Annotated in this window: 11 protein-coding genes; 6 read left to right on the forward strand and 5 right to left on the reverse strand. The window is 62.0% G+C overall.

Features of this window, described 5'->3' with window-relative positions; genetic code table 11:
* Positions 1 to 164: 164 nt before the first annotated feature.
* Positions 165 to 770: a VPLPA-CTERM sorting domain-containing protein gene (locus EDD52_RS03425; RefSeq protein ID WP_132241805.1), complete on the forward strand. Its 606-nt coding sequence runs from the start codon at positions 165 to 167 to the stop codon at positions 768 to 770.
* Between the two features lie 126 nt (positions 771 to 896).
* Here the strand turns inward: EDD52_RS03425 and EDD52_RS03430 are convergent, their stop codons facing one another.
* The gene (locus EDD52_RS03430) at positions 897 to 1,349 is read right to left on the reverse strand and encodes a tetratricopeptide repeat protein (protein WP_132242030.1); all 453 of its coding nucleotides are present in this window, start codon (positions 1,347 to 1,349) and stop codon (positions 897 to 899) included.
* Between the two features lie 141 nt (positions 1,350 to 1,490).
* Between EDD52_RS03430 and EDD52_RS03435 the strand changes: the two genes are divergently transcribed.
* The 5 genes from EDD52_RS03435 (at position 1,491) to EDD52_RS03455 (ending at position 8,343) form a co-directional block, all read left to right on the forward strand.
* Positions 1,491 to 2,678: a cytochrome-c peroxidase gene (locus EDD52_RS03435; RefSeq protein WP_132241807.1), complete on the forward strand. Its 1,188-nt coding sequence runs from the start codon at positions 1,491 to 1,493 to the stop codon at positions 2,676 to 2,678.
* A gap of 246 nt (positions 2,679 to 2,924) precedes the next feature.
* A complete protein-coding gene (locus EDD52_RS03440) occupies positions 2,925 to 4,553 on the forward strand; it encodes a peptide ABC transporter substrate-binding protein (protein ID WP_132241809.1) in 1,629 nt (542 codons plus the stop codon).
* A gap of 118 nt (positions 4,554 to 4,671) precedes the next feature.
* Positions 4,672 to 5,595 carry an oligopeptide ABC transporter permease OppB gene (gene oppB, locus EDD52_RS03445; protein WP_132241811.1) on the forward strand — a complete coding sequence of 308 codons (924 nt, stop codon included), beginning with the start codon at positions 4,672 to 4,674 and terminating at the stop codon, positions 5,593 to 5,595.
* Positions 5,596 to 5,606: 11 nt separating this feature from the next.
* Positions 5,607 to 6,536 carry an ABC transporter permease subunit gene (locus EDD52_RS03450; RefSeq protein WP_132241813.1) on the forward strand — a complete coding sequence of 310 codons (930 nt, stop codon included), beginning with the start codon at positions 5,607 to 5,609 and terminating at the stop codon, positions 6,534 to 6,536.
* Between the two features lies 1 nt (position 6,537).
* Positions 6,538 to 8,343, forward strand: a complete 1,806-nt coding sequence (locus tag EDD52_RS03455) for an ABC transporter ATP-binding protein (RefSeq protein WP_132241815.1) — start codon at positions 6,538 to 6,540, stop codon at positions 8,341 to 8,343.
* 45 nt (positions 8,344 to 8,388) lie between these two features.
* Here EDD52_RS03455 and EDD52_RS03460 read toward each other — a convergent pair whose 3' ends face one another.
* The 4 genes from EDD52_RS03460 to EDD52_RS03475 are packed head-to-tail and all read right to left on the reverse strand — an operon-like array spanning position 8,389 to position 12,045.
* Positions 8,389 to 9,525, reverse strand: a complete 1,137-nt coding sequence (locus tag EDD52_RS03460) for an ABC transporter permease (protein ID WP_132241817.1) — start codon at positions 9,523 to 9,525, stop codon at positions 8,389 to 8,391.
* Positions 9,522 to 10,445, reverse strand: coding sequence for an ABC transporter ATP-binding protein (locus EDD52_RS03465; protein WP_132241820.1), 924 nt, complete (start codon positions 10,443 to 10,445; stop codon positions 9,522 to 9,524). The genes EDD52_RS03460 and EDD52_RS03465 overlap by 4 nt, the downstream gene beginning before the upstream one ends.
* Complete coding sequence (locus tag EDD52_RS03470; protein WP_207905959.1) at positions 10,442 to 11,395, reverse strand: HlyD family secretion protein; 954 nt, start codon at positions 11,393 to 11,395, stop codon at positions 10,442 to 10,444. The genes EDD52_RS03465 and EDD52_RS03470 overlap by 4 nt, the downstream gene beginning before the upstream one ends.
* Positions 11,392 to 12,045, reverse strand: a complete 654-nt coding sequence (locus EDD52_RS03475) for a CerR family C-terminal domain-containing protein (RefSeq protein ID WP_132241822.1) — start codon at positions 12,043 to 12,045, stop codon at positions 11,392 to 11,394. Before EDD52_RS03475 ends, EDD52_RS03470 begins: the two co-directional genes overlap by 4 nt.
* Between the last annotated feature and the right edge of the window lie 4 nt (positions 12,046 to 12,049).

Consider the following 12,049-nt stretch of genomic DNA (forward strand, 5'->3'; position numbering starts at 1 on the left):
AGCGACTTACAATCATAGCGCGAATCCACTAAAAAAGGTCCCAGAACTCCAATAAACTGCACATATTTCGGGCAATTTAATTTCATTTTAGTTGTCCGATGGTGGCAGCTGCCTTTATCTAAGAGGGCTTAAATGCGCGCATATTAAAAAGGGGTGTATTATTAATGAAACTTAAAGAGAAACTTTTGGTTGCTGCTGTCGTCGGACTGACCTCCACGTCGGCCATGGCCGCAACGCAGAGCTTCACGATCGATTATGCCAATTCTTTCGTGAACATTTTTCAGGATGGTCAGCTCTGCTTTGGCAACTGCCAAGTCTCGGCATCTCTGGCAACCTCGCTCGATGGCCTCAGCTTCGACTTGGAAGAGGGCGATGGCATTGAGTTCGACTTCATCGACTTTGAAACAGTTGGACGCGGGCTCGGCGGATCCCAGTTCAACATCGAAGCTCAACTGGCCTTCACCGATCCGCTCGCATCCGCGGGCAGCACGGGGAGCGGCGGCGCTCTGACGGCTTTCGGTTACATCACTGGTGGCGAGCTGTTCTGGAATGACACGATGCCGCTGTCGGTGACCGCCGATAATGGCTCTGTCTTCTCGCTCGGCTTTGAAGAAGGCCGGGGTTGGCTGCTGGACGGCAACCCCGACTACACAGCTTCCGCGACCGTGACACTGGACTCCGTGGCCCCCGTGCCGCTTCCCGCCGGTATTCTGCTGCTGGGCACCGCCCTTGCAGGGTTTGGCGTTGCGCGGAAGCGTAAAGCGGCCTGAGCTTCGGCCAAAAGCCTTGATAAAGAACTTGCACGGCGGCCTTCGGGTCGCCGTTCTTCGTTGCTGTGACGGCACGCGAGATAACCGGAACGCCCCCTCACACAGCGGGCCGAGACTGGCGCAGGCTTACCGAAACGGGTACATCCATACGCGATAATCCTCGATCAGTGTGTTGGCATGTTCGATTTCGTCCGGCGTCATCTTCTTGATAACCTCTTCCTGACTGATCGCCGCGTCGGGGTCGCCACCGATGGCCGAAAGCACGTACCACATATAGGCGCGGGTAAGGTCGGGAGCAGGCATGCCAAGGCCGACCTCGTAATACCAGCCGATGCCGGATTGCGCGCCGGGATGCCCCTTCAGGGCGCTGCGCAGATACCACTCGAAGGCCCGTACGTGGTCCTGCTCCACGCCCAGCCCCAGCGCATACATCACGCCGATCAGCTCTTCGGCATCTGCATTGCCGGACCGGGCGGCGGGCCAAAGCGCCGCGCGCGCTTGCTCGAAGCGGCTGGCCTCCATCAGATCGCGCGCCTCTTCAATATCGGCCGCAGCCGGGGGGCCAATCGTGCCCAGCATAAGCGCCAGAGCGGCAAGCTGATATCGCGGCTTCATTGCTTTCTGGCCCTCCTCTGCCTGACCACATCGCCGCTGGCGGCGCAATCGGTTGACCCGGATGATTTCCTGTCCTTCGACCCGGCGCAAGCCCGCATCGGCCAAATGCTGTTCTATGACAAGATCCTGAGCGGCAACCGCAATATCAGCTGCGGCACCTGCCACCATCACGACCATGCAGGCGGGGATGGGCTGAGCCTTGGCATTGGCGAAGGGGGCGAGGGCGTCGGCCCAATGCGCACGCCCGGCAGCGGTGCCGACCGTATTGCGAAACGCATTCCCCGCAATGCCCCGGCCCTTTGGAATCTGGGCCACAGATCGGTCACGACACTGTTTCACGACGGGCGGCTAGCCGTGTCGGATCTTTACGGCAACGGTTTCAATTCCCCTGCGGAGGAATGGCTGCCGCAAGGGCTGAACAATATCCTCGCTGCGCAGGCGCTGTTCCCGATGACGTCTCAGTTTGAGATGGCGGGCAACCCGCGCGAGAACGAGATCGCGGGCGCCGTGCATGACCGGATTGATGCGGCCTGGCCGATCCTTGCCAAACGTGTGCGCATCATTCCCGAATATGCAGCGCTTTTTGTCGAGGCCTTTGACGATGTGGAAAACCCCGAGGATGTCAGCATTGTCCATGTCGCCAATGCGCTTGCCGCCTTTATCGGGACCGAGTGGCAAAGCCATGACAGCCCTTACGATGATTGGGTGGCCTCTGGCACGCCCCTGCCCGCACAGGCCGAGCTTGGGCGGCAACTTTTCTTCGGTAAGGCCAATTGCAGCAGGTGCCATAACGGCCCGCTTCTGACAGATCACGACTTTCACGCCATGGGGCTGCCCGCCTTTGGCCCCGGCCGCACCCGGCGGTTTGATCCGATGCCGCGTGACGTGGGCCGCATGGGCAAGACGGACGCGCTGGAAGATGCCTACCGGTTCCGCACGCCCTCGCTGCGCAATGTCGCGCTGACCGCGCCATACGGGCATAATGGCGCCTATCCCACTCTGGCCGATATGATCCGGCACATGGCAGATCCTGTCAGTGCGCGGTCTGCCTGGACCCCGACGATGGCCCGCCTGCCCGCTGCGCCCTGGCTTGAGGCGTCCGACTTTGTGATCCGGGCGGACCGGCTTGAAATGGCCCGTCAGACTCGCATGCTTGATGCAGAGCCCGTGATACTGACAGATGAAGAGGTCGCGCAGATCGAGGCGTTCCTGCACGCGCTGACCGGCCGAACCGCCATGACGCGGCCTTTGGGGCGGCCTGATCGCGTGCCAAGCGGGTTGCCGGTTGACTGAAGGCCACCGTCCTGCACCGCCCACATCCTGTCCAGCCGGGCATACGGCGTCAGCGGTTTTCCGCACCGCCCCGTGACCAGATCCGCGCAAAATTTGACCAATCGGAAAAATTTTCTTACACCTGCCGCACAAGGCGAGTAAACGCATCACGACTCTTGCGTAAGGACTACAGCGCCCTACACTTCGCCTATCAAAGGCCTCGCAACCAGAAGTCCTTTCTCGCCCCAACAATAGTGGAGAAAACCCTTGAGACATCATGCCAAACTGACGTTGTCCACCTTCCTGTGTTCTGCGCTGCTTTCAGGTGCCGCGCTGGCACAGGCAACCCACCCCGAGACCGGCGAACCGCTGGCCGAGGACCAGACCTTCACCTATCGCGTTCTGGACGAGCATAGCTCTGTCGACCCGCAGGTCGTCGAAGACACGATCGGTGCCGAGATCGTGCGCGACCTGTTTGAGGGACTGATGAACCAGGATGCCAAGGGCAACCTGATCCCCGGCGTCGCCACCAGCTATGATGTGTCTGACGACAAGATGACCTACACATTCCACCTGCGCGACAATGCCAAGTGGTCGAACGGCGATCCGGTGACCGCAGGCGATTTCGTCTTTGCATGGCGCCGCGCCGCCTCGCCCGAACTGGCCTCTCCCTATCAATGGTATGTCAAGCTGATGTCGCTGGAAAACGCGTCAGAGGTCGTGGCCGGGGACATGCCCCCCGAAGAGCTGGGCGTGACGGCCATCGACGATCACACGCTCGAGGTGCGCCTGTCAGCGCCGCTCAGCTATTTCCCGCAGATGACCACACATGCCACCACCTTCCCGGCGCCGCAGAAGGTGGTCGAGGAATTTGGAGAGGACTGGACCAAGCCCGAAAACATCGTATCCAACGGCGCCTATGTCCTGACAGAGCACCTGCCCAACGAACGCTCTGTGCGTGAACGCAACGAGATGTACTGGGACAACGAGAACACGATTATCGACAAGACCGTTGCGCTGGTCATCAACGATGAAAACGTAGCCCTCACCCGGTTCATGGCCGGAGAGCTGGACCGCACCGAAGTGCCCGCCGGTCAGTTCCCCCGCCTTAAGAAGGAACACCCGGAAAAGGCGGTCAGTTTCCCGCAGCTCTGCAACTATTACTACACGTTCAATCAGAGCGATTCCGGCCCCGAGGCGTTCAAGGATGTCCGCGTCCGTCAGGCGCTGTCGCTGGCCGTGGATCGCAAGATCATCACGGAAAATATCAAGGCGGGCGGCGAGCCTGAGGCCTACACGTTCACGCCCGAAGCCGTCGCAGGCTTTACCCCGCCCGAGACTGAAATGGCCAAGATGACCCAGGCCGAGCGCGACGCAAAGGCCAAGGAATTGCTGGCAGAGGCGGGCTATGGCCCCGACAATCCGCTGACCTTTGACATGATCTACAACACGTCCGAAAGCCACGAGAAGATCGCCGTGGTCCTGACCCAGATGTGGAAGCAGAAGCTGGGCGTACAGGCCAACCTTGCCAATATGGAGTGGAAAGTATTTCTCGAGACGCGCGGCAATCAGGATTTCGATCTGGCCCGCGGCGCATGGTGTGGCGACTATAACGAAGCGTCGACCTTCCTTGATCTGCTGGACAGCGAATCCGGCTACAACGACGGCAAATACAGCAACCCGCGTGTCGACGAGCTTTTGGTTCAGGCGAAATCTGCCGATGATTCCGCGCCGATCTATACCGAGATTGAGCAGATCCTCGCCGAAGAAATGCCCGTGATCCCGATCTACCACTATGCGGGCGTTTATATGATGGACAGCGACGTGGGCAACTGGCCCGTCGAGAACGTCGAACAGAACTGGTACTCCAAGGATCTTTACAAGATCGCAGAGTAACCTGATGCGCCCCGTGCCCCGGCCCTGAGCCGGGGCCTCCTGCCAGCGCGCGTGTCGCAGGTAGAGGCCCCGGATCAAGTCCGGGGCACGGGTTTCTCAAATTTCGGACATCCCAACCATGCTTTCCTATGTCATCCGGCGGCTGTTGATCGCCGTGCCGACCATCATGCTGCTTGTCATCGCCGCCTTCTTCATGATGCATGTTGCCCCCGGTGGTCCGTTCACTTCGGAACGGCCCCTGCCGCCCGAGGTGCTGGCCAATATCGAAGCGCGCTACGGGCTGGATCAGCCGCTGTGGAAACAGCTCTGGGACTATTTCACCAATATCTTCCTGCATTTCGATTTCGGACCGTCCTTCCGCTACAAGGATCGAGACGTGAACGACATCATCGCGCAAGGGTTTCCGATCTCGCTGACCTACGGCTCTCTGGCCTTTCTGGCCGCATCACTTGTCGGCATCACGCTGGGGATTGCGGCGGCGATCCGCCACAACACCTGGCTGGATTATTTTGCGGTCAGTCTGGGTATTGCCGCACAGGCGCTGCCGAACTTCATCATGGGACCGATCCTGATCCTGACCTTCACACTCTGGCTTGGCTGGCTTCCCGGTGGCGGCTGGAATGGCGGCCAATGGCCTTACCTCATCATGCCGGTGATCGCTTTGTCGACCTCCTACATGGGCAACATCGCGCGGATCACCCGGTCCTCGATGCTGGAAGTGATGAACTCCAATTTCATCCGCACAGCCCGCGCCAAGGGCCTGCCCGAACGCGCCATCATCTGGCGCCATGCGATGAAACCGACGCTGCTGCCGGTGGTCTCCTACCTAGGCCCAGTCTTCGTCTACGTCCTGACCGGATCGGTCTTCGTGGATATCTACTTTTCGACCGGCGGGCTGGGGCAATCCTATGTCAGCTCTGCGCTCACCCGCGACTATGCCGTGCTCCTGGGGATCACCATCCTCTACGGCGCGCTGACTGTCGTGGTGAACCTTCTCACCGACCTCGCCTATGCGTGGTTCGATCCCAAGATCCGCTATTAAGGAGGCAGCGCATGTTCGGAAAATCGAAAAAAGCCGAGGCGCTCGCCGCCGATATCACCGATTTCACCGCCGTGCGCGGGCGATCGCTGTGGAATGATGCCCTGCGCCGGTTTCTGCGCAACAAGGCCGCAATGGCGAGCGTTTTCGTCTTGGGGCTTATCGTGCTCTTCGTTCTTTTCGGGCCGCTCTTCGCGGTCTGGAGCAATGAGGAGATCGACTGGGTGGTCATGGGCGATGTGCTGGCACTCGGCGCGCCTTCGCTGGAATCAGGCCACTATTTCGGCGCCGACGATCTGGGACGCGATCTTTATTCCCGCACCATCCAGGCCACCCGCACCTCGTTGCTGGTGGGGTTGATCGGCGCAGGAATGGCGCTGATCGTGGGCACGGCCTGGGGTGTCATCGCGGGCTATTTTGGCGGCAAGCTGGACAGTGTGATGATGCGCTTTGTCGACATCCTGCTGGCGATCCCGCTGACGCTTATCCTCATCCTGATCCTCGTGATCGCCGGGCGCAGCTTCGTGACACTGTTCATCGCCCTAGGCGCGGTCAGTTGGCTGACGATGAGCCGGATCGTCCGCGGCCAGACGCTCGCCCTGAAGACCCGCGAATTCATCGAGGCCGCGCGCGCAGGTGGCGTATCGGAGACGGCGATTATCTTCCGCCACGTTCTGCCCAACCTGATGGGTGTGGTGATCGTCTATGCATCGCTGCTGGTGCCCGAGATGATCCTTGCGGAATCCTTCATCTCGTTCCTTGGTCTGGGCATTTCCGAACCCAACACCTCGCTCGGCCGGCTGATCGCCGAAGGGGCAGGAACGATGGCCTACGGCACGCTCTGGCAACTGCTTTACCCGCTCTTCTTTTACGTCACCATCATCATCACGATGTTCTTCATCGGCGATGGCCTGCGTGACGCGCTTGACCCGAAGGATCACTGACATGACCGTTCTTTCCGTCACCGATCTGAGAGTGGGCTTCGACACGCCGGACGGGCATGTCGAGGCCGTAAGGGGCGTTTCATTCGACGTCGCAGCAGGGGAATGTCTGGGTATCGTCGGCGAAAGCGGTTCCGGCAAAAGCCAGAGCTTCATGGCTGCGATGGGGCTGCTGCCTCCCAACGGGCGCGCGTCCGGCTCTGTCACGCTGGGTGGCCGCGAGATCCTGAACCTGTCGCCGGGGCGGCTGAACCGCATTCGCGGCGCCGATGTGGGCATGATCTTTCAGGACCCGCTGACCGCGCTGACGCCCCATATGAAGGTGGGCGAGCAGATGGCGGAGGTGCTGAAAGTGCATCGCGGCATGTCGCGCAGCGCCGCCCGCAAACATTGCCTTGACTGGCTGGACCGCGTGCGCATCCCCGAGGCCGCGCGACGGCTGGACCAGTACCCGCATGAACTGTCAGGGGGCATGCGTCAGCGTGTGATGATCGCGCAGGCGATGCTGTGCGAACCCAAGCTGCTGATCGCGGACGAACCCACGACGGCGCTGGATGTCACGGTGCAGGCTGATGTGCTGGACCTGATGGCAGGTTTGCAGAACGATCTGCAGACCGCAATCGCCCTGATCACCCATGACATGGGCGTCGTGGCGCGGATGTGCGACCGGGTGAAGGTGATGCGCCTTGGTGCCTTTGTCGAAGAAGGTCCGGTGGAGCAGGTCTTTTCCACGCCGAAACACGACTACACCCGGAAACTGCTGGATGCGATGCCCCGCATCGACAAGGGCGAGGCACCCGAGGCGGCGGCCGCTTCTGAAACCCTGCTGAAGGTCGATGACCTCAAGGTGCATTTCCCGATTCAGGTGAAAGGCGGGCTTTTTGGCCGCAAGGTTCCGCTGAAGGCCGTGAATGGCGTCAGCTTCAGCCTGCGGGCAGGCGAGACGCTGGGCATCGTCGGCGAGTCCGGCTGCGGCAAATCCACCCTTGCCCGCGCGGTGCTGCGCCTGATCGAACCCTCTGCAGGCAGCGTCAGCTGGCTGGGCACGCCGCTGACGGATCTGGACCGCGCAGGCATGAAGCGCGAGCGCAAGGATCTGCAAATCGTCTTTCAGGACCCGCTGGCCAGCCTTGATCCGCGCATGACAATCGCAGATTCCATCGCCGAGCCGCTGCGCACATACCGCCCCGACCTGACCAAACGCGAACGCCGCGCAGAGGTGCAGGCGATGATGGAACGCGTGGGGCTGGAGGCGGCGATGTATAACCGCTACCCGCACGAGCTGTCTGGCGGGCAGAACCAGCGTGTCGGCATCGCCCGCGCCATGATCAACAAGCCGCGCCTGATCATCTGTGACGAGGCGGTGAGCGCGCTGGACGTGTCCATTCAGGCGCAGATCGTGCAATTGCTCCGCGATCTTCAGGATGAATTCGGCATGTCGATGCTGTTCATCAGCCATGATTTGTCCGTGGTCCGCGCGATTTCCAACCGGATCATGGTGCTTTACCTGGGCCGTATCGTGGAACTGGCCGATGCCGACACGATCTGCGCCCGCCCCCTGCACCCCTATACGCAATCGCTGATTTCCGCCGTGCCCATTCCAGACCCGGCGGTCGAACGGACCCGGCAAAGGATCCGCCTGCCCGGAGAGCTGCCCTCGCCATTGGACACACGCGCCGCGCTACGGTTTCTGCCGTCAAAGCTGGCGGCGGGCGAGGATGACTACGTACCGCAGCTTGACGAGGTATCCGAAGGGCATCTGGTGGCAGAGCATGACCCGCTTGACCAGATCATCGCGGGGACGGCCTGAACCAGCGATCAGTCGCGCGCGCAGCAATGATCCGGCTGCTTTGGATCAGTCCAAAGTACGCCGGAACCGCAACAGCGCGGCCCCGGCCAATAATGCCACGAAAAGAGCCAGCGCCCCGAAGGAGCCTGCCACCGTCACCGCATCTGCACCTTTCAGCATCACAGACCGGATTAGCCGCAGGAAATGCGTCAGCGGAAAGACCTCGCCCAGCATCTGCGCCCAGACCGGCATGCCGCGAAACGGGAACATGAAGCCTGACAGCATGAGCGACGGCAAGAAAAAGAAGAATGTCAGCTGCATGGCCTGCATCTGCGTCCGCGCGACAGTGGAAATCAGGTACCCAAGGATCACCAGCGCAAGGACGAATACAAAGACTCCGATCAGGATCAGCGGCAGCGATCCAACGAAGGGGATGTCAAACAGCGCCTTGGCGGCAAGCAGCACCACCACCACCTGCACCGCCCCGACCGCCAGATAGGGCATGACCTTGCCCAGCATGATCTCGAACGGGGTGGCGGGCATGGACAGAAGGTTCTCCATCGTGCCGCGCTCTGTCTCTCGCGTCAGCGCCATGGAGGTCATCATCACCATGGTCAGTTGCAGGATCACCCCCAAGAGGCCGGGCACGATGTTGTATTGCGTTATGCCTTCGGGGTTGTAGCGTCGATGCACGATCACACTCAGCTGTTTCGCCGCATTCAGCGCGTTTTGCGCTTCCTCCCCGGTCTCACGCGACAGCGCCTCGGCCGCGACCGTGCTGAGGGTGGAAATCGCGCCAGAGGCAACAGACGGGTCGGTGGCATCCGCCTCGATCAGGATGACCGGACTGTCGCCGCGCTCCACCCGGCGTCCGAAATCCGATGGCACGGTCACGACAAAGGCCACGTCGCCACGTGCGATCATCTCTTCCGCCTCGCCCGCCGTGGCCCCCACGGTCACGAAACGGTAGTAGCCTGTCAGCTCCAACGCGCTGACCATCGCGCGGGTGAACCGGTCCTGGGTCGGCGCGACAAGGGCCGCAGGCAGCTGCTTGGGGTCGGTGTTGATGGCATATCCGAACAGGATCAGCTGGAACAACGGGATGCCCAGCATCATCGCAAAGGTCAGCCGGTCGCGCCGCATCTGGATGGTTTCCTTGGTCAGCAGCGCCCATAGCCGCCCGAATGAGAAGAACCGGCTCATGTCACGTTGTCCCGTGCGTCGCCCATCAGGCGGATGAACACGTCCTCAAGGCTGGTCTCTGCCGGGGCCAATTGCGTGCCGGTCTGTGCCGCGACCCGTTCGGCACTGGCGCGCAGGGTCGCCCCGTTGGCGCCGACAAGGTGAAGCGTGTTGCCGAAGGGCGCAATCTGTTCGACACCCGGCGCGCCTTTCAGCAGGCGCGCGGCCTCGGCGCTGCGCGGACCTGTCAGGACCAGCGTGGTCAGGCCCGCGTTGCGCACGACCTCTTCCACCGTGCCTTGCGCGACCAGTTCGCCATAAGAGATATAGTTGATCCGGTGGCAGCGTTCTGCCTCGTCCATGTAATGGGTCGACACCAGCACTGTCAGCCCGTCCGCCGCCAGCCTGTGGATTTCGTCCCAGAATTCGCGCCGAGCCTTGGGGTCCACCCCGGCCGTGGGTTCATCCAGCAACAGCAGGTCAGGCCGGTGCATGATGCACGCCGCCAGCGCCAGCCGCTGTTTCCAGCCGCCCGACAGTGACCCCGCCAACTGATCCCGGCGCGAGCTTAGCCCCAGATCCTCCAGCGTGTCCCGGACAACACTGGCAACGGGGCGCATCCCGTATAGGCCCGCCACAAAGTGCAGGTTCTCGGCAATGGTCAGGTCTTCGTAAAACGAAAAGCGCTGCGTCATATACCCGACCCGGCGCTTGATCGCCCGGCCCTCACGCAGGATGTCGTGGCCCAGAACCGTACCTTCGCCCGCATCGGGCGTCAGAAGCCCGCACATCAGCCGGATCGTCGTGGTCTTGCCAGACCCGTTCGGGCCCAGAAATCCGGCAATCTCTCCGCGGGCGACATTTAGCGACACGTCCTTGACCACGGTCCTGTCGCCAAACCGCTTGGTCAGCCCCCGGACAGAGATAGCAGGCGCCGTCATTCGTCCGGCTCTGGCAGGGCGACGTCAACGATCTGGCCCGGTTTTAACGGCGATCCCGCGTCTGGCTGCGCCTCGATCAGGTAGACCAGCCGCTGCCGGTTCTCCAGCGAGTAGATCACCGGCGGGGTGAATTCGGCCTCGTCCGCAACATAGGTCACGCGGGCGCGGAGCCCCTCTGGGCAAGCGTCACACCGAACGTCAAGCATGCTGCCCACTGCGATCTGAGAGACGGCAATTTCCGGCACGTAGAGCCGTAGCTTCACCGCGCCGTCAGGCAACAAGGACACGACCGGGGCAGTCGGGCCTGCGATTTCTCCCGGAATGCGGATCACGTCAAAGACGGTGCCGGTTGCAGCGGCCAGCAGCGTGCGCTCTTCCAAATGCCAAAGGGCGCTGTCCCGCGCGGCGACCGCACCTGCAACGGTCGCCTCTGCGGCGGCAATCTCTTGCGGTCTGGCGGGCAAGCGCGCGACAGCCAGATCAGCCTCTGTCTGGGCCACCCGCGCATTTGCCACCTCGGCAGCCGTCACCGCATCATCGCGTTGCGCCGTGGTTGCGGCCCCGCGTGCAGCAAGGCTGCTAATCCTCTCTCTCGAACGTTCCGCCTCGGCCGCCTGCGCGCGAGCACTGGCGAGTGCGGCCTCGATCACCCGGATCTCCTCGGGGCGTTTGCCTTCGGTCAGATTGGCCAGTGCGGCTTTTGCGCGGGCGAGTGAGGCTTCGGCTTCGGCAAGCGCGATTTCGGCGTCACGCTGGGTGAGCCTTGCCAGAACATCGCCCTTCTCAACCCGGTCGCCGCGCGACACGCTCAGGCTTTCGATCTGCGCCACCGCGACAGGCGCGACCAAGGCAAATTCGCCCTCAACATAACCGGTAGCAAACGGCGACGGTGGGGCGCAGCTGCCCAGCAGGGCGCTGATGACAGGCAAGGCACAGAAGAACCCCATCATTCCCGCCCCCGCTCCAACGTCGCATGCAGTTGATTGACAAGGACATCGGCGATCCGCGCGGCCTCTGCCTCTGTCAGGTGATCCCAGCCCATGCGTTTCAGAACAAAGGGCTGGCCAATGCGGAAATAGACGATCTGCCCGACCAGGGCGAAGACAGCAATTTTCACCGCCTCGCTTTCGGCATCCCGCCCCGTGGCGGCGGCCCAAAGCGCGCAAAGCTCCGAGTGTTTCGGCCCGACGAACCGGCTGTAGATCAGGTCAGCGGCGGGTCCGTGGTCGCGGATTTCGCCCAGCAGGAATGCGACGATATCGGTCGCCGCAGGCGCCGCCGTGACAAAGCGGACAAGGTTGCGGATCATCGCTTCGATCATGGATGCGGCTTCCCGGGCCGTCAGCTCTGCGTGGTGGCGGGGTTTCCCTACGGTGGCGGCCATGCGGTCTGCCACTGCGCGACCGCATGCTTCATGCAGCCCGATCTTGCCGCCGAAGTGATAGGCGATCGACGCGACATTGGTGCCCGCACGCGCTGCGATCTGTCGGGTGGATGTCGCGGCAAATCCTTGCGCCCCAAAAAGGTGCAACCCAGCCGAAATGAGATTGTCGCGGGTTTTGTCCGAGGAGGACGACGAAGGTGAGTCGGGCGGTGCCATTCTG

The organism is Primorskyibacter sedentarius (genome assembly GCF_004342065.1).
GTDB lineage: Bacteria > Pseudomonadota > Alphaproteobacteria > Rhodobacterales > Rhodobacteraceae > Primorskyibacter > Primorskyibacter sedentarius.